The organism is Fumia xinanensis, assembly GCF_014384905.1.
GTDB classification, from domain to species: Bacteria; Bacillota; Clostridia; order Oscillospirales; family Ruminococcaceae; genus Fumia; species Fumia xinanensis.
In genome coordinates this window covers 620,646-639,052 of sequence record NZ_JACRSV010000001.1, presented here as the reverse complement: position 1 = coordinate 639,052, position 18,407 = coordinate 620,646, and the positions used below count along the sequence as shown (strand labels likewise).

Sequence of the window (18,407 nt, the reverse complement as noted above, 5' to 3'; positions counted from 1 at the left end):
CAGATCCCGTCAGCGATCCCGGCCCCACGCAGAGCTGCGCGGGGCCACACTCCAGTTAACATTTTATCACGTGGATTATTATACCAAATGTGAAAAATTATCTTTGTCGAAAAAAACTCGAATACAGATTTTTTTGTTTATTGACAATTTTTATTGCATATATTACATAAAAAGTGGCGTATATATTTTAGTGCATAAAATATATTTTTAAAAATACCGTTTTGAGACAAAAATCGTTGTCTTTCGTGAAGCCGCGGACATTTTCGGGGAGAAAGAACTTTTCACCGTAGGGGAACGGCTTTTCGCGGCCTCACAAAAAACAACGATTTTTTTGGAAAATACAGTGGGGAGGTAAAGCCTCCCCTTTTTTGTTACAATCCCATCCGTACAAACTGTTCCTCGGGACTCTGGCAGTCCAACATGGCCTGCCGCATGAGGCGACACATTTTTTCCTTGAGGGCCTCGTCGTGAAGATTGTGATTTTGTTCGTAGTCATTCTCCAAGTCGAACAGCATATCCTCCTCCACAAACCGGTGTAGGATTCTGAAATCGAGGCAGTAGTTGCCCCAGTCGATGATCTCGGTGGGGACTTCGTAAACTGGGTAGTCGGTCCAGCAAAGTCCCTTCCCCATCCGAATTTTCCCAAAATCTTCCGTCTTGACCGAATCAAGGCCGATGTATTTGTTTAAAAGCGCCATCACCGACGCATAGATGGTGAGGGGCTGGTTGTCCTCTGTAACCGGTTTTTTCAGATAGGTATACCGGCCGTCGGTGACGTTCACCGTCTTGCCGAACACGCCATACAGAACCGCTTCCCGTAGTTTTTCCACTTCCCCCCGCAGCAGCGGCAGCAGGCTTTTTCCGTGGATAGGGTTTACGCACCGGCTTTCCGGCACGCCGAACAATTCCAGGAAGGTGGGAAACATGTCAATATTCTGGGTGAGAGCACCACAGCGGCCGGGTTTGATTCCCGGCATCGAAATCATCAGCGGGATGTGAAACACCTCGTTGTAATCGGGCATGTAGCACTTGGCAAAAAAGCCGTGCTCGCCCAGCATGAAGCCGTGATCGGTGGTGAAGATGACCATGGTGTCCTTCCACATGTCGTTTTGGTCGAGGACGTCGAGCAGCTTTCCGATGTAGTGGTCGGTCATCGAAAGGAGAGCTTTGTACCGCCGCCGCAGATGGGCAATTTCCTCCGGGGTGTAGCCGTCGGAGCGCTCGTAGCGGGGCCAGTAAGTCTGCTCACTGTTTTCAAAGTGGTCGTCCTCGTACAAGTCCATGTATTCCTTTGGCACATCGAAAGGTTCATGGGGATCGAAGCCCTCCACCCAGAGGAGAAAGTTGTCGGCGTCGTGGTTTTTCTGAAGCCACTGGGCCGCCGCATTGTAGGTGCGGGGGGTGGAGTATTTCTCCGGGTTGCCGCCGTAAAGGGATTTGGTGACTTCATAGGACGGCGAATAGAGCCCGCAAAAGCCCTCTGGACGCTCCGGATGAGGGATTCCCGTCTTGTCCGGTCCCCAGTTTACCGTGTCATGCTCGACGCCGCGGTGGAGATTCCAGGAAGTAAAATGCCCCCAATAGTTCTCTCCGCCGATTTCGGTGTAGTGAAAATGGTCGGTTTCCATGTGGGTGTAGACGTTTTGCTCCGATAGCAGGGAGGGTAAAACCTGGTCAAAGGGCTCGATGCCGCCCCAGGGGCGCTCGAGAAAGTTGAGCCGCCCGGTGAGAATATCCCGCCGCGCCGGCATACAGGGGGAGGAACCGCACCAGTGGTTGTCAAAAACGACGCTCCGCTCCGCCAGCCGGTCGAGATTTGGGGTCACTGCCCTTTCCGCGGCCCCGTAGGCGTTTAAAAAACGGCGGTTGATACTGTCCGCCAGAATGAATACCGCTCGCATTCATCATCAGACCTTTCCAAACAGATTTTCTCGAGGGAAGAAACCGTTTTTTACGATTCCTTCCCTGTTGAAGATTTTACAAAAGCGGCGCGGGCAAGGGTGAAAAGAAAAGACCTCCGCCGCTTTGGGTAAACTGTATTACCACCACTTGATGAGCTCGGTCACCTGGTTTCGCAGATCGATAAACTCCGGGTCGGTGACGACTCTGGGCCGGGGCAGCGGATTTTCGATCCGCTCCTTAATGGTGGTGGGCTTGTTGGTGAGGACGAGGATATTTTCGCTTAAGTACACCGCTTCCTCGATGTTGTGGGTAATAAAGATAACGGTGGTGCCGGTCTGCTTCCAGAGTCTGATCAGCTCGTCCTCCAGACGGAAACGCAGTTCCACGTCCAATTGTCCATAAGGCTCATCCATTAACAGCAGCTCCGGTTTGGTGGCGAAGGCCCGGGCGATGACCACCCGCTGGATCATACTGGTGGACAGCTCCACCGGGTAATAGTCCTTGTATTTGGTGAGGCCCACTGTTTCCAGCACCTGGGCTACCTCTTTTTTCACTATGTCCTTGGGAGTGTGCTTGACGTTGAGGCCGAAGGCCACGTTTTGCTCCACCGTCAACCAGGGCATAGCGGAATACTCCTGAAAAATATAGGCGATGTTGTGCTTTTTCAGATTGACCGGCTCGTTGTTTACGAGGATCTCGCCGGAGGTGGGAGTGTAAAGCTTGGTGATGCAGTTTAAAAAGGTGGTTTTGCCGCAGCCCGTCGGTCCGACGATGCACAGAAATTCCCCTTTTTTCACCTCGAAGGAAATGTCGTCCAAAACCTTCAAATCCCCAAAGCACTTGGTCATATGGTCCACTTTAACCTTAATCTCGTTCATAAATCCACCTCCTTTACTGTGCCTTGTCTACGACGGCGGAGATTTCCTCCCGCAGCCGCAGAAATTCAGGGTCTACATAGTTGCGGGGGCGGGGCAAGTCGATGGTAAATTCCTGTTTCACCGTTGTGGGGCAGTTGGTCATGACCACAATGCGGTCGGCGAGATACACCGCCTCCTCGATGTTGTTGGTCACAAAAACCACAGTGCGCTTTTCCTGCTCCCAGATTCGGACAAGCTCCTCCTGCATCAGATAACGGGTCTGGGCGTCCAGATGACCGAAGGGCTCGTCCATGAACATGACAACCGGTTCGTTGCAGTAGGCCCTGGCGATGCCGACACGTTGCTGCATCCCTCCCGATAGCTTGGCGGGCAGGGCGTTTTCAAAGCCCTCAAGCCCCACCAATTTGATGTAGTGCATGGCCCGCTCCCGCCGCTCTTTTTTGGGAACGCCCTGGCTTTTGGGGCCGTATTCCACATTTCCCATGACGGTGAGCCAGGGAAAGAGGGCCGTCGTCTGGTAGACGACTCCCCGGTCGGGGCCGGGGCCCTCCACCTTTTTGCCGCCCACCGTCACCTGCCCTGCGGTGGCTGTCTCCAACCCTGCCATACAGTTGATGAGCGTGGTCTTGCCGCACTGGCCAGGCCCAAACAGCACCACCAGCTCGTTTTCAGTTATTTTCAGATTGACATTTCCGATGACGTCTACTTTTCCCCGTTCCGTTTCAAAGCTTTTTTGCAGGTTCTCGCAGACGATGACGTCTTTTACTTGCCTCTCTCGCTCCATGAACATACCCTCGCTTCCAAAGTTCTCATAATAATGGCCAGAACGAATCCCACGATGCCCACCGCCAGGATGCCGACTAAAATTTGCAGGGAGTTGTTGGAATCCTGGGCGGAAATGATGGTCCAGCCAACTCCCTCCGACGAACGAACCATCTCGGCTGCCACCACGGTGGCCCAAGCGGTGCCCAGTGCCACCTGGAGCCCCGCAAAGATGTAGGGCGCCGAAGCAGGCAGTACGATGGATGTGAAAATCCGCCGGTCGTTGGCACCGAGCATTTTAGCAGCTCCGATGAGAACCGGATCTACCGATTTTGCTCCGTCGTAGGCGTTGATAGTGATGATACAAAAGGCGGCCAGAAAGATGAGAAAGTATTTCGTGGTCTCCCCCAACCCGAACCACAGAATCGCCAGCGGAATCCAGGCGATAGGCGGGATGGGACGGACGATTTCGATAATGGGTTTAAAAATTGCTTCCACAAGGGGGTACCAGCCCATGGTGACGCCTAAAGTGACCCCCAGAACTGCCGCGATAATGAATCCGGTCAACACTCGAGAGAGGCTCCAGAGAATGTGTCCCAAAATGGTCTGAGTGCCAATGGGTTCAGCAAAACTCAGGAAGAATTTTTGGATGACTTCAATAGGGCCGGGCAGAATTTTCCCGAGATCTGTCCCATTGGTGCCGAAGTGCCAAATCAGCAGGAAAGCGAAAATCGAAAGGACTGCGCAAGCGGCTTTCTGCCATTTGGCCGCATTTTTAAAGCGGTTGTTTACACTCATTTGACTCTCGCTCCTTTCACCACTTTCTTTTCGATGATGGATAGAATCCAGCCCAGCAGCGCGCCGATGGCCCCGATGGCGACCATACCGGCGATGATGACGTCAGGCCGGTACATTCCTCTCGCCTGCTGGATCATAAAGCCCAGGCCTTTTGTGGAGGCCAAAAGCTCTGCCGCCACGATGGTGGTCCAGGCGGCGCCCAAAGCGACCCGGATACCGGTCATGACAAAGGGCAGGCTTGTAGGAATGGCAATGCGCACGAGCATCTGGAAATTGCTGGCCCCAAAGGTCTGCCCCACCCACAGGTGAACGTCCTTGGTCTGCCGGATGCCGGTATAGGAATTGAGGACGCAGGGCACAAAGGCCGCTAAAAATACCACGACCACCTTGCTGAACAATCCGATGCCGAATAGAATAATCATCAGCGGAATCCAGGCGATGCCGGGAATGGGACGCAGCAGGTCAAAAATCGGCCGAACGAACAGATCTACCGGTTTGTACCAGGCCATGAGGATGCCCAGAGGCGTTCCTATAACAACTCCCATTAAGTAACCGGACAAAGCCACCTGCAAACTGGCTCCGATGTGCTCAAACATGGTGCCGTTGTCAGGGCGGGGGTCTGTGAGCTTTGTTACAAAAGTTTTGAGCACGGTGACGGGACTTGGGAGCGTCTGAGGGGACGCCCAATGAAATACATCGGTTGCAAGCCACCATAAAAGCAGGAACCCCACTACCGAGGCTATTGATATAAGGGTATATTTTAAGGGCTTTTTCTTTTTTTTCATATCCGTTACCCTTTCCTTTCAAAATTAAGTGCCAAAAGAAAAAATTTAAATGATATTTCTCTTCAAAATGGCATGTTTTATCCTATTTTTCCGAAAAAAACTCCACACCAGACACTTCTGTGAGGTGCACATTGGTGTGGAGTTTTCAAAGGAGTTTTTCGCCGGCATCAGCAGGCAGAGTGCGGCCGTTCAAATGCCGGCATTATGAAAAAGTCTTAGTTGGAGGGCATTGTGACTTTGACTCCGGTTGCTTCTTCCAGCAAAGACGCATCCAGAGATTTAGAAACATTGGGCTGGTTTTGGTCGGTAAGTTTACCGATGCCCAGCAAGAATTGGGAAACTGGCTCCATGCATTCAGCGTAGATGTAATCGCTCTTTTTAAGCCATTCGCTTGTGATAAACAGGCGGTCCTCGATCTCGTGATTCATATTTTCATCAGTGAATTCCTGACCGTTTTCATGGAATTTGTCCATGCAGTAATCGAAGCGGAGCTGGTCATCTCCCGCCAGCTCGTCCATAGCGCGGACGAGGACTTTCAAGAATTTCACCACTTCTTCACGGCGGTTTTCCACCACTTCGGTCCGGGCGAAGCAGCCGTCTACTAAGCCCACGTTGGTGGCCTCCTCAAAGGAAGCGACCTTGACAAGGCCTTGGCTCGGCGCATCGTAGGTGAAGGGGATGGTGGAGGAAATCAGGTCGCCCTCTCCGGCTAAAAATGCCTGATAGGCGGGGGCGAACTCCATATGTACTTGTTCTACATCTTGGTCGCTCAAACCGAACTGGCTGATATAACCTTCGGTGGCGAACTGGGCAGAGGTGCCAAGAGGCCCTAAAATCTTAGCGCCCTTGAGAGTATCGGCGCTACCCAGCATGTCGGGATGATCGGAAACGTTGCCCTTCTGTTGGGCGATGGGACTGTCGGCCCGAGCAAACAGGCCCATGCCGCCGGTGGTGTTAATGTCGGCGATCCATTTGCAGTCGCCGTTTGCCAAAGAATAGATGGTGGCGAAGCCGGAGCAGCCGATGTCGATCTGCTTGGCGGCGATGGCCTCATTGAGGGGGGCGCCGGTTGGGAAAACAATGATGTTTACGTCCAGTCCCTCTTCGGCAAAATACCCTTTGTCCATGGCGTATTGGGCGGGGATGCCGACGGTGGTGACGATAACGCCTACGTTCAGCGTATCGTATTTCGGAGTTTCACCGGAATTGCTTTGACTGCTGCCAGAGGGGTCTCCGCTGCTGCCAGAGCCATTATTGCCGCCGCATCCTGTCAGAGCGGCTGCCATCAATGCACACGCAGTCAGACAACAAGCCAGCCGTTTTAAGAGATTGCTTTTCATAAGTTCACCTTTCCTTTCTGATGGGGGCGGATGCTGTCCGTACCCCACTTGCCTCTATTATGTCCGAGAGGCTTTTCTTGTTGTCATTATGCACTGTTTTTTTGCACATTCCTATTAGTTATTTGACGTAAAATACTATTTTGTTGACTTTTCACCTTTCATTTGGTAGCGCATCTCGTTTGGGGTAACGCCATACTGCTTTTTGAACACCAGAGAAAAATAGCTGACGTTTGGTATCCCCACTTGGTCAGCAATGGTTCCTACCCGCAGGTTGGTGTTTTGCAGCAGTTTGACGGCCTGGCTGAGCCGCAAGCGCAGCAAATATTCAGAAAAATTTACTCCCACCTCTTTTTTGAACCGCCTGCTAAAATACTCGTTGTTGAGGTACACTGCTCCTGCCACATCCTGTAAAGAAAGGTCCTCTGCGTAATGGGCCCGGATGTGCTCTAGGGCTGCGGAAATATTTTCGGAATACCGGGGCATTCGTTCCATAAGGGCTCCGCTAAAGCGATTCAGCTCTTTACATAGGCCGTCCATTGTTGCCGCCTTTTCGATGTTTCCGGAGAAGTCCTCGCCCATCTCCGGTGTGGAGCGGACGATGTCCAGCAAAAGTTCCTTGAGGAAGGACGCCCCTACCTGACCCCCCCGCACTCGAGCAAGGATGTCCTTCACTGCGTCGGCGTAAACAGGATAATTTCGTTCTCCCACGGCGGTGATGGCGGCATTTCGCAGCGACAGAAGATCCTGCCGCAGGGAATCCGGATCCCATCGGAGATTCCCCCGCATGAAAGTGGTTCCGTCGTAAAACCTCCGATCCGCGTCTGCGATGGCCTCAAGAAATGCCTGTTTCAGGGCCGATGGATCATGGTGAAGGCCGCTCACTCCCACCGTTCCGTCGCTGAGCCGTTCCAGATTGCCCTTAAAGGCCTGCACCTGTTTGGAAATCTCCGATTCACCGCCGGACAGGCTGACGCCCCCAAGGAGCACTGCCCGTCCCCTGTCCAGAGTAAAGACAGCGGGATGGCTGAGCCAAGGCGGCAGATTCAGTTCCAGCCGGTTTAAGAGCTTATTTCCATACTGAAACACTATAGCGAAATATTGGGATTCCGGCTGGATACCGTGAAGTTTCAGGTCTTCTGGATCCACACGCGTTATTCCCTTGTCAGCGATGATTTCCCGCAAAAACTGAGCCGCACCGATGTATCCGATAATACGGCCGTCCATCTCCGCCTGCCGTTTCCGGTCAGCCACCTTCATGAGGAGCTGCTTCATCGTGACAGGGTCCAGCTCACTTTTGAGAACATAGTCGGCACAACCGCCTTTGAGAGCGGTGCGGGCGTAATGAAAGTCGTCGTGGCAGGTGAGTACAACTGTTTCCAGCCGGGGGTGACGTTTACGCACCTCACTTAACAGCTCAAGCCCATCCATCCCCGGCATGGTGATATCACAGAGCAGCAGCTCCGCCTCCCCATCTCTCAGGTATTCGAGGACCTTGTCTGCCCGGGCGAAACAGCCCGCAAGTTCAAATTCCGGCCCCGCTTCCTGAATGCAGTAAGAGATATACTCCCGGATGGGAGCTTCGTCGTCAACGATTAGGATCTTCATAGTTTTGTTCCTCCCTCTCCGGGGACGATTCCCCCCTTTGAAAAACCGAAAGGCCTCGTTTGCCTCCGATTTTGATGCGGACTGTGGTTCCTATACCCTGTTCGCTCAGCACTTCCACGTCGGATTCCTCTCCGAAAACATAGCGGATCCGACTTCGCACATTCCTCAGCCCTACGTGATTAAAACGGTATTTCCGGCTGTCGTCCGGCGCCCAGAGCTTATCTACAGCGTCCGGGCTCATACCCTCACCGTTGTCCTCCACTTCGATGTGGATTTCCCCACCTGTGGAAAGGGCCCGCACCAAAATTTTACCGTCTCCGTCCCGGTCGGCGATGCCGTGGAAGATGGCGTTTTCCACCACCGGCTGCAAAATAAACTGGGGCAGATGCCCCTTCAGCAGCTCTTCCTCTGCCTGGATCTCAAAGGCGAAGTCGTTTCCGTAGCGGAAACTCATCAAATCGATGTAATGGCGGAGATGGTCGATTTCCTCCCCCAGGGTATGCCCGTCGGAATCAGGCGTGACTGGCATTTTGAGAAGTTTTAAAAAGGCGTTGAGCATTTTTATCGACTGGTCATATTTTCCCATAACCACCAGGCTTTTGATGTTCAAAAGGGTGTTGTGAAGAAAATGCGGGTTGATCTGGGCCTGTAAAAAGTCAAATTCCAGATTACGGCGTTCTGCCTCCTGCTTTTTGATATTTTCGATGAGCCGCAGGATGTGCCGGGTCATTTTGTTGTAGGAAAGGCTCAGGGCCTGTATCTCAAAATACTGGTTTTGTACCGGCATGGGCGCGAAATTGTCGTCCTGCCCGAACTCCAACATTTCCTGGGACAGCCTTGTGAGCGGATTTGTGATATGCCGCGCCGCCAAAAAGCTAATGCCTGCCGCCAGGAGGATTCCCCCCAGCACCGTCAGGGCGCCGAACAGAAAGATGTTCCGGTAAAAGTGGACGACGTTTGAGACTTTCAGCTCTTCGACGATGGTCCAGCCGGACTGCACATTCGTATAACTGGAAACGATGGTCAAATCGCCCCGCAGGCTGCGGATGCTGTAGTCGTTTTTCTTGACGGCGCTCTCAATGCTGCCCATGTGGTACAAGGTAAATCCAATGAGGGCAGGGTTTGAGTGGCTGACGACGATGCCGTTTTCGTCCAGAATAAAAATCTGGTTTCCCTCCCGCAGAAGGCTCGAATAATTGCGGTAGACCATCTCATGAGCGGTGTTGCAGATCACTGCTCCTACGATGTCCCCCTCCGCGTCTCGCAGCCCCCGCCCGTAGGAGAGGACGAAGGTGTCCGCATCCTCCGCCTCGGGAAACCGCATGTTCCAAGTCCGGTCGCTGGAGCCGTTTAAAAGGCTCAGAAACCAGAAAGAGTGGGTCAGAGTGGGATCCTGCTCCTCCTTGGAGAAATTCCGTCCGTTTTCCCAGATGACGTCAATAGTGGAATTCATCCCAAACCGCTGAAGCTCCACCCTGGCGTCCCGCAAAGGCGCCGCTACTGCTTCCTCCGGCAGTTTTCCGTCGTTTATTCCACCCGCGTAGGCCATGTGAAAATCGTCGGTAACGACGGTTGTCACATTTCTCACCGTCTGGTTTGTATTGATGATCTGCCGCAGAAGATCCACCCTGGTTTTGCCGATGTCATCCAAAAGATATTGGGAGAAAAGGTAAACGACCACTACGCAGGCCATCAGGATAATTGCAAGAGATACGATAAACACCCGCTGGAACAGCAGCAGGTATAGCCGCATGGGTTTTCGCCTGCTCAACTAAATCCCTCCCCTTTTCCGAAAATTTCGCAGCCGGCGGCAAATTGCGGCCGCCTCTTCCAGTTCCCGAAGCCGCCGGGAGAAAAAATACCGGTAGCTTTCGCAGTAGATGTTGACCAGCGCGCCCTCCCCGATTTCCGCCCGCTCCCTGCGGCATCCGTTGCGGCAGAGAACAAAATATGGGCATTCCCGGCACCTGTCTGGCAACCGGGCGGAAGGTTCCAGAAATTCCTGGGCCAGCAGGGAATTATGCATCTCACAAAGGCCCGTTTCTCCCAATTGCCCCAGCTTCCAGCGGTCCAGGCAGTAAAAATCGCAGGGGTAGACGCTTCCGTCCCCTTCCACTACCAGCTGCACCTGACAATGGCCTCGCTGAGCGCAGGCCTCCGGCTCCCCGCCCATGAGGACAGCCAGCCAGTTGTCGATGTGCCGGACGGAAATGAAGTTTCCCGCAAGAAAATCCCGCCGCCACAGGTCAAATATCCGCACCAGGAACTCGCCGTACTGCTCTGCCGTGAGGGAATATTCCGCCGCGCCTTCCTCACCGAACGGATCGAGGCATGGGATGAACTGGAGGTGAGAAAATCCCTCCCCGCGTAAAAAGCGGTAAATACTCTCCGCTTTCCGAACGCTTTGCCCTGTCACCACCGACAGGATGTTGACTGGCACCCGGTATTGTTTCAGCAGCCGCGCCGCTTTCATCACCCGGTTCCAGCTTCCCTTGCCGTTTTGGTCAACACGGTTTTGGTTGTGGATCTCCGCCGGCCCATCCAGGGAAAGACCCACTAGAAATCCATTCTCTCCCAGAAACGCCGCCCATTCCTCGTCGATGCAAAACCCGTTTGTCTGAATAGCGTTTTGCACCTCTATGCCACTGGGGTTAAATTGTTTTTGCAGCTCAATCAGTCTCCTGTAAAAAGGCAGGCCAATCACCGTCGGCTCCCCGCCCTGAAAGTTGAAACCGCAGAAATGGCAAGCGTCCCGGAAAGCCTCCCGTACCAGCAGTTCCAGTGTCTTTTCAGTCATCATCCCCCGGAAGGGCGTTTCTCTCGATGCGGCCACATCCCGGTAAAAGCAGTATTTGCAGTCCAGGTTGCAGGCTGAAGAGGCCGGTTTGATGAGCAGATTCCACGCGGGCATAAAAGACGCCTCCCTCTTGTTTATTCGACAGGATTCGAAAAAATTTTATATCTGTTTTTAGATACTTCTCACAATAAAATCTTATTCTTATCTCCAAAAAATGTCAAGTGAGCACAACAAAAAGAATTTCCTTCCTTACCCCAATTTTACTGTGCTTTTTTGTTATTCTCCACCAATAATTGCCAACAGTTTTGTTATATCAATGCATAAAAGGAACCGCTATCTGCAAAAAAATCAAGAGAACAACAAAAACTTATAAGGTTTTTACCACTTTTGCGGATACCATTGACGAACGCAAAAATCTGGTGCTAAGGTTTGGGTAAAGGGTATTTCCACGTATTTTTAGTCAGAGCTTTTCACCAAAAGCCGGGACATTCAGAGCCAGAATAGCCCTTGAAAATTTTACGAAAGGAGTCCTTCACATGGCTGCTGTTTATTTTCTCATCTCCCTCTTAGCCACTACCATAGGAGCAATGACTGGCATGGGAGGCGGAGTCATCATTAAGCCGGTGCTGGACATGTTGCATCATTACGATGCCGCCACTGTAGGAATGCTGTCCTCTCTGACTGTCCTCATCATGTCATTGGTCTCAGTCCTCAAGCAAATCCGGCAAAAAGCTAAAATTATTCCCAAAATCGTCATTCCGCTGGCTTTGGGATCAGTTTGGGGAGGCAATCTGGGGAATCGGATGTTCAGCGTCCTTTTGCGTTCCCTCGGTGATTCCGAAACCGCTTCCAAAGGGGTGACCATTGTCCAAAATACGGTGCTCGCCCTGCTCATCATTTTGGTTTTCCTGTACATGCTCCGAAAGGATTCAATCCGCAGCTTTCATTTTGAGGGGATTCTCCCCTCGCTGCTCACCGGAGTTTTTCTCGGCGTCTGTTCCTCTTTTTTAGGTATCGGCGGCGGCCCTATCAACGTGGCTCTGCTGATCTTGCTGTTTTCTTTCGACACCAAAACCGCCGCTGTCTGCTCCATTTTTACCATCCTGTTTGCTCAGGTCTCCAAAGCGGGAGACATCCTGTTGTCTCCCGGAGGGTTATCGTCCTACGACCTCAGTATGCTGCTTCCCATGGCCATCGGCGCTGTGGCGGGCGGCTTTATCGGCTCCAAGCTCAACAAGGAGCTGCCGGAGCGAACGGTGGACAAAATGTTTAACGCGGTACAGATTCTGGTCTTTGTCATTTGCCTGCTCAACATTGTTCAAAACCTGCCGTGAATGACGTAAAGCAAAACAGAAGGTGTGCGGATTTCCGCGCACCTTCTGTTTTTCATCGGGAGCCCTGCTCGTTCACGAGGGTTTCCAGATCTTTTACCTTCCGCCACAGCGAATAACAGAAATCCACCACGTCCTCCAGGGTGATTTCGCTGCGCATCCGTTCCAGCTCAGCGACGCGTTCCGACGTCATGGGGTGTTCCGGCGTGCTGATTTCGTCCGCCATCCGTTCGTAGGACCAGCCTTTTTTCTCCCGCTGTTCCTTGAGCTTTGCCCCGTCGAAGAAAAGTTCCGACATAAGATTCACCTCCCCGCACGCAAATTCAGCCGACTGTTTTTCCACTATAGCACACTTTAGATAAAATACAGGATTTTATGTGTAATACCTATAAAATCCACATAATTAACCTTGTTTTCCCTTAAAGCTGCGGTTATAATAAAGTCAAACCTTCAAAGGAGGCGTCATTATGCTCCCCGAACCGCTCAAATACCATTTCGAGCCCAAACGAGGCTGGCTCAACGACCCCAACGGCCTGATCTACTACAAAGGCCGCTACCACGCCTTTTTCCAGCACAATCCCCACGCCCCCAAATGGGACACCATGCACTGGGGCCACGCCGTCAGCGACGACCTGCTCTATTGGGAGGAGCTGCCCATCGCCCTGTACCCGGACATGCCCTATGAAAACGGCGGCGGCTGTTTTTCCGGCTCCGCCATCGAAAAGGACGGACGGCTTTACCTTTTTTACACCTCGGTCTCCAAGGCGCTGGGCCAGACCCAGTCGCTTGCCTTCAGCGACGACGGCCTCACCTTCCATAAGTACGAGGGAAACCCCATCCTCCCCTGCTCTCCTCTGGGAGACAACCGGGATTTCCGCGACCCCAAGGTGTTCCAGTACGGCGGCCGTTACCAGATGGTTTGCGGCGCGGGCGTGGACGGCGTCGGAAAGGTGCTTCTCTTTGAGTCCGACGACTTGATCCGCTGGGAGTACGCGGGCGTCCTCTACCAAAACGCGGACTGCTCCCCCGCCATCGAATGTCCCGATTTGTTTGAGCTGAACGGACAATATATCCTCAGCTTTTCCATCATGGGCGACAACGGCAAACGGGACTTTTCCACCGCCTTCCTCATAGGCGACTACGACGGCAGGGCCTTTACCCCCCGCTCGCAGCAGCCCGTGGAACAGGGCCCCGATTTTTACGCGCCCCAGACCTTTCCCGACGAAAACGGCAGGCGCGTCATCATCGGCTGGGCCTACAATCCCGGCCGGTCGCAGCCACCCTTCCCCACGGAAAACGCCGGCGCGTTGTCCATCCCGCGGGTCCTGACGCTGGAGGACGGGAAACTGCGGAGCTTCCCGGTGGAATCCATCCGGCCTTTCCTCGTCGACAGCGACGAGCACGTGAGGGTCCGGGACAACCGCCTTCTGCTCTTCGACGGGGAGAAAATCGTCCTGGACAAGACGTTCGGCCGAATCGATGAAGTGAAAATTCTTCGGGACACCAAGCTCATCGAGGTTTTTGTGAATGGAGGCGAATATAACGCGTCGTTTTGGTATGTAAAGTAGATCCCCTTTTCAGTCCTCCATTTTCTCCGGTTCCAACGGCGAAAACAGCTGGAAGGGCTTCCGGTCAAAGTAATCGGCAAGCCGCAACACCACCGACACGCTCATTTTGGGTGGAACCTCGCCCGATTCCAGACTTTTGAGAGAATGGGCGCTGATTTTCAAAATCCGGCACATTTCCCGGGCACTGATGCCATTTGCTTTGCGCAGGTATTTCACGTTGTCACAAAAAATTTTCAGTTGATTTTTCTTATGTTCCATCCTGTTTCCTCCTTGGTTTGTTTGAGGATATTGTACGGAACCTCGAAATAAAAATCTACTATCAGAGTGTTATCACTTTGTTATCACAGGGACCGCAAAGCCCATAAAACAGAAAAAAACTTGTAAATATTTTGAGAACTCAATGAGATTCAACGCAAAAACCCCGCCTGCTCCAAATGGAGCAAGCGGGGTTTTGCTGTAAAATCGCAGGTAGGGGCGGGGCTCTGCTCCGCCCGCGATCAACCGCGAACGTCTGGGAAAAACGGGCGGGGCAAAGCCCCGCCCCTACAGAATCCTGTCAAGTTCGTTGCGTTCTACCCGCTGATCTGCGCCGTGTAGAGCTTGTAATAAGCCCCCTTCTTCTCGATCAGTTCCTCATGCCGCCCGCACTCCAAAATCCCCTTGTCGGAAATCACCATGATCTTGTCGCAGTTTTTGATGGTGGAGAGCCGGTGGGCGATAATGAAGGAGGTACGCCCTTTTAACAGCTCATCGATGGCGATTTGGACGAGTTTTTCCGTCTTGGCGTCGATAGAGGAGGTAGCTTCGTCCAATATCAGGATTTTCGGGTCGGCCAGCAGAGTCCGGGCAAAGGCGATGAGCTGTTTCTGTCCCTGGGAAAGGCGGGAGCCCCGCTCGTTGACCTGAGTGTAGTAGCCCTGCTCCATTTCTTCAATAAACTGGTCGGCACAGACGGTTCGGCAGGCTTTTTTGACCTCTTCCTCGGTGGCATCCAGCTTGGCGTACCGGATATTGTCCAGAATGGTACCGGAGAAAATGAAACTGTCCTGCAACATAATCCCCATCTGGGAGCGGAGGGAGTGGAGTGTCACATGGGCAATGTCATGCCCGTCAATGAGCACTTTGCCGTCGTTAATATTGTAAAATCGGGAAATCAGGTTTACCACCGTGGTCTTTCCAGCCCCGGTGGGACCGACGAGTGCGATGCTCTCGCCGGGTTTCGCCTCAAAGGACAGATGCTCCAAGATGTTCCGGTCGGGGGTGTACCCAAAGGTCACGTCGTCGAATGTGACCCGGCCCCTGATGGGAGGCAGCTCAGTTGCGTCAGGAGCGTCGTCCACCGTCACCGGTTCATCCATCAGCTCAAAGATGCGCTCCAGATAGGCGATAGAGTTAATAAGATTGTTATAGAGGTTCGAGAGATTGAGAAGCGGCTGCCAAAATCGGGAAGCGTAGTTCGATACCGCCACAATGGTGCCGAAGCTCACCCCGGGCTGCAGCACCAACACTCCAACCAAGTAGAGAGCTCCCAGTACCCAGCAGGTAATGTTTTCCACTGAGGCCCAAACCACGTTGGCCACATACTGGGCGCCTACCCAAGCTTTTTTCTGATCCTTACTCAAAATCTCATAGGTCTCCTCGTTGCGTTCTTCCCGGTCAAAAAGCTGTGTAACTTTGACGCCGTCGATGGATTCCTGAGTATAGGCATTCAAATTGGCTCCCTTATTGGAAACGTTCTGCCAAGCCTTCCGCTGACGTGGCTTGATGATAAAGATAATGCCAAGAAAAATGGGAACGCCTGCCAAAACGATAAGAGAGAGCTGAACATTGACCGCAAACATGAAGATACCGATGAATAAGATATTTAAAATCTCCAGGAAAAAATTGATGATGCCGTTTGACAGGATATCCGACACGTTATTGACATAATGAATAACACGGGTAAGGATTTTACCTTGGGGACGGTCATCGTAAAACTGAAATGGAAGTTTTTGGAGATGTTCAAACAAGTCTTTACGGATATCATAAATAATTTCCTGCCCCACAATGACCATGAGCCGGGACCGTATACAAACCATGACGATACTCACCAGAATCGTCACTAGGGCGATAACCGCCAGCCCAACCAATTCCATGTACTTTTTCCCGGGGATGGTCACGTCGAAAGCCCGCTGCAAGATCAAGGGGTAAATGAGGCTTGACAGCACCGAGATAATGCTGCAAATCAGGGCGATGACCATCTTTTTCACATGGCGTTTTCCGTAGACCAGCGCCCGTTTTAGGTGTGCCGCGTTAAATGGAGTCTCTAAGCTTTCATCCACGTCAAATCGGTTACGCTTGGCCATTTTCGTCACCTCCTAAAGCTTCCTGCAAGGCGCAGACCTCGGCGTAATAGCCTCCCTGATGCACCAGTTCAGCGTGAGTGCCGATTTCGGAAATTTGGCCGTCCTTCATTACTATGATACGGTCAGCGTGCTTGGTGGTGGAAACCCGCTGGGCCACAATGAGCTTGGTGCAGGGAAAATCCAGGTTCTGAAGATTGTGTTGAATAAATTTTTCTGTTTCCATGTCTACAGCAGAAGTGGTGTCATCCAAAATGAGGATGGAGGGCTTGATAGCCAATGCGCGGGCTAATGCGATGCGCTGCTTCTGCCCACCGGACAGCCCCACACCCCGCTCGCCTACCAAGGTATCGTATCCGTCGGACATCTTACTGGCGAAATCCACTGCTGAAATGGAAGCATAATGCCGAGCTTCCTCTTCGCTCATGTCGGGATCTCCATATGCAATATTTCCGTCAATGGTATCGGAGAAAAGGAAAACGTCCTGAGTCGCAACGCCGATGTTCCGCCGCAAGGAATGAATCTCCCAGTCCCGAATATTCAGGCCATCAATACGAACCTCACCTTCTGAAACATCGTAGAGCCGCGGAATCAGATTCATAAGGATGGTCTTCCCTGAACCGGTGTTGCCCATAATTGCTACTGTTTCTCCAGGTTTTATGTCAAGATTAATGTGTTTGAGAACGCTTTGCCGGCCGAATTGCAGCGTCACGTCATCGAAAGTGATGGCCCCTTTGAGCCGGCCTTCAGCTTTATGACAATCAACACGGTTGACAATCAGCGGCCGCACATAGTAAAGTTCAATAACCTTGTTAGCACTAGCCAGAAAACGCTGAATATCGTTTAGAATGGTGCCAAGGTTACGGATGGGATTTGCAAAAGTAAAGCTGAGTCCTGAAAACGCCATCATTTGGCCAAGAGTAATCCGACCGTTCATGACGAAAATACCGCCCAGCAGCAATACGACAATCGCCATGGACTGGGCCGTCAGCTCGATAGCCGGGTAGTATTTCATCCAGAATTTGTTGACTCTGATGTTGGCGTCTCGATAATCGGCATTTTTTTCGTCAAACCGGTGAATCTCATACCCTTCCCGAGCAAAAGCCTTGACCACCCGGTTGCCGGCAATATTTTCCTGAGCTCTGGTATTCAGAACCGCAAGCCGTTCCCGAATATCGGCGTACATGGGCCGCGCCTTTTTGGAGTAGACATAGCACACCCCAAATATCAGCGGCAGGATGGCACAGAGGGCCAAGGTAAACAGTACATCGGTACATAAAAAGTAGATTAGAATGGCTGTAAATACCGTAATTGCGTCGATGATGACACGGATGGTTATCGACGCCGCATACCGCACCATATCAAGGTCGCCAGTCATGCGAGTCATCAGGTCTCCAGCTCGGTTACGATCGAAAAAGCTCATGTCCTGCTGCTGAAGATTTTTGAAGATGCAGCAACGGATGCTGTGGAGCATATCCATAACGGTGGTTTCATTGATCATGACCTGAGTATAGCCGAGGCCCGTTTTCAGCAGTACAGCGGTTACCATCAAAAGCACCAATGGAACCAGCAGCTCCACCCGCCTTTCCTGTCCCGGCGGAGGAGACAGGATCAGGTCAACGATCTGTTGTGAGATCAGGGGGGTAGCCAGCGCCAGCCCCGCAGACATGGAACACATAATCAGGCCGATGACGTATCGCACCCGGTGTCCTTTGAGATTTTTCCACATCCATTTGATCTGGAACATAAACTCTTCATTCCTTTCTGGGAATTGTACCGTTTTACAACTCCGCCGTAAAATTGCCGTTGTTATATTTGCGGCAAAGGCACAAAATTCCAATGAAACCAAGATGAACTTGGATCAAAAACTACTTTTTAATTTTTCTGCTATTTTTTCTCAAAGCGAGCCGTACTGTGTAAAAAATAACATCAATACTTATTTGTGGAAGGACTTGTTATTTTTTAAAAAAAGTGAGAAAATCCTGTATTAAATCAATCTCTTTTTCCGAGTAATAAACCCGGGACTTCTTTCCGACATAATGTCTGCTTTTCCAGTCTCACCAGACAGGAATTTCACCCGTTTCGTCTGGTTTTAATCTATTATAGCGGTTTGAAAAAAAATGAAAACCCTTTTTGGCAAAAAAGTCTCTATAAAGATTGCTGAATTTCCTGAATTTTATTAGCTAATTTGACCAATAAAAAAACGAATTTTCTCAGTTGCTTCTATTTAAAAAGAAATCTGCACCGAAGGCACAATTTTCTCAAAAACTTCTTATTTCCATTCTAGCCAGCTAACAAC

15 protein-coding genes are annotated in these 18,407 nt (G+C 51.7%); 2 read left to right on the top strand and 13 right to left on the bottom strand.

The genetic code is table 11. The annotated features are described in order from the left end of the window. Positions 1-371: 371 nt before the first annotated feature. From H8710_RS03085 to H8710_RS03045, 9 genes are all read right to left on the bottom strand, one after another. The gene (locus tag H8710_RS03085; protein WP_249293939.1) at positions 372-1,901 is read right to left on the bottom strand and encodes a sulfatase; all 1,530 of its coding nucleotides are present in this window, start codon (positions 1,899-1,901) and stop codon (positions 372-374) included. A 138-nt stretch (positions 1,902-2,039) separates the two neighbouring features. Beyond that, entirely contained in the window at positions 2,040-2,780 is a 741-nt protein-coding gene (locus H8710_RS03080) for an ABC transporter ATP-binding protein (RefSeq protein ID WP_249293938.1), read from the bottom strand. Positions 2,781-2,793: 13 nt separating this feature from the next. After that, positions 2,794-3,570 carry an ABC transporter ATP-binding protein gene (locus H8710_RS03075; protein ID WP_430413299.1) on the bottom strand — a complete coding sequence of 259 codons (777 nt, stop codon included), beginning with the start codon at positions 3,568-3,570 and terminating at the stop codon, positions 2,794-2,796. Beyond that, positions 3,543-4,340: an ABC transporter permease gene (locus H8710_RS03070; RefSeq protein WP_249293936.1), complete on the bottom strand. Its 798-nt coding sequence runs from the start codon at positions 4,338-4,340 to the stop codon at positions 3,543-3,545. Before H8710_RS03070 ends, H8710_RS03075 begins: the two co-directional genes overlap by 28 nt. Next, complete coding sequence (locus tag H8710_RS03065; RefSeq protein ID WP_249293935.1) at positions 4,337-5,125, bottom strand: ABC transporter permease; 789 nt, start codon at positions 5,123-5,125, stop codon at positions 4,337-4,339. Before H8710_RS03065 ends, H8710_RS03070 begins: the two co-directional genes overlap by 4 nt. Positions 5,126-5,340: 215 nt before the next feature. Continuing rightward, complete coding sequence (locus H8710_RS03060) at positions 5,341-6,465, bottom strand: ABC transporter substrate-binding protein (protein ID WP_249293934.1); 1,125 nt, start codon at positions 6,463-6,465, stop codon at positions 5,341-5,343. A 135-nt stretch (positions 6,466-6,600) separates the two neighbouring features. Beyond that, positions 6,601-8,070, bottom strand: a complete 1,470-nt coding sequence (locus H8710_RS03055; protein ID WP_249293933.1) for a response regulator transcription factor — start codon at positions 8,068-8,070, stop codon at positions 6,601-6,603. Then, positions 8,051-9,841 carry a sensor histidine kinase gene (locus H8710_RS03050; RefSeq protein ID WP_249293932.1) on the bottom strand — a complete coding sequence of 597 codons (1,791 nt, stop codon included), beginning with the start codon at positions 9,839-9,841 and terminating at the stop codon, positions 8,051-8,053. The genes H8710_RS03055 and H8710_RS03050 overlap by 20 nt, the downstream gene beginning before the upstream one ends. Further along, on the bottom strand, positions 9,842-10,981 hold the full coding sequence (locus tag H8710_RS03045) for an anaerobic sulfatase maturase (RefSeq protein WP_249293931.1): 1,140 nt from the start codon (positions 10,979-10,981) through the stop codon (positions 9,842-9,844). Between the two features lie 422 nt (positions 10,982-11,403). Between H8710_RS03045 and H8710_RS03040 the strand changes: the two genes are divergently transcribed. Beyond that, a complete protein-coding gene (locus tag H8710_RS03040) occupies positions 11,404-12,201 on the top strand; it encodes a sulfite exporter TauE/SafE family protein (RefSeq protein WP_249293930.1) in 798 nt (265 codons plus the stop codon). A 52-nt stretch (positions 12,202-12,253) separates the two neighbouring features. Here H8710_RS03040 and H8710_RS03035 read toward each other — a convergent pair whose 3' ends face one another. After that, positions 12,254-12,496: a helix-turn-helix domain-containing protein gene (locus H8710_RS03035; RefSeq protein WP_249293929.1), complete on the bottom strand. Its 243-nt coding sequence runs from the start codon at positions 12,494-12,496 to the stop codon at positions 12,254-12,256. 169 nt (positions 12,497-12,665) lie between these two features. On the opposite strand from H8710_RS03035, the gene H8710_RS03030 reads away from it, so the two are divergent. Next, positions 12,666-13,766 (top strand): glycoside hydrolase family 32 protein, encoded by a 1,101-nt coding sequence (locus tag H8710_RS03030; RefSeq protein ID WP_249293928.1) that lies wholly within the window; start codon positions 12,666-12,668, stop codon positions 13,764-13,766. 9 nt (positions 13,767-13,775) lie between these two features. On the opposite strand, the gene H8710_RS03025 is transcribed toward H8710_RS03030, so the two are convergent. The 3 genes from H8710_RS03025 to H8710_RS03015 all read right to left on the bottom strand — a co-directional run bounded on the left by H8710_RS03025 (position 13,776) and on the right by H8710_RS03015 (position 17,855). Next, on the bottom strand, positions 13,776-14,024 hold the full coding sequence (locus H8710_RS03025; RefSeq protein WP_249293927.1) for a helix-turn-helix domain-containing protein: 249 nt from the start codon (positions 14,022-14,024) through the stop codon (positions 13,776-13,778). A 314-nt stretch (positions 14,025-14,338) separates the two neighbouring features. After that, positions 14,339-16,111 carry an ABC transporter ATP-binding protein gene (locus tag H8710_RS03020; RefSeq protein WP_249293926.1) on the bottom strand — a complete coding sequence of 591 codons (1,773 nt, stop codon included), beginning with the start codon at positions 16,109-16,111 and terminating at the stop codon, positions 14,339-14,341. After that, the gene (locus tag H8710_RS03015) at positions 16,098-17,855 is read right to left on the bottom strand and encodes an ABC transporter ATP-binding protein (protein WP_249293925.1); all 1,758 of its coding nucleotides are present in this window, start codon (positions 17,853-17,855) and stop codon (positions 16,098-16,100) included. Before H8710_RS03015 ends, H8710_RS03020 begins: the two co-directional genes overlap by 14 nt. Positions 17,856-18,407 lie beyond the last annotated feature (552 nt).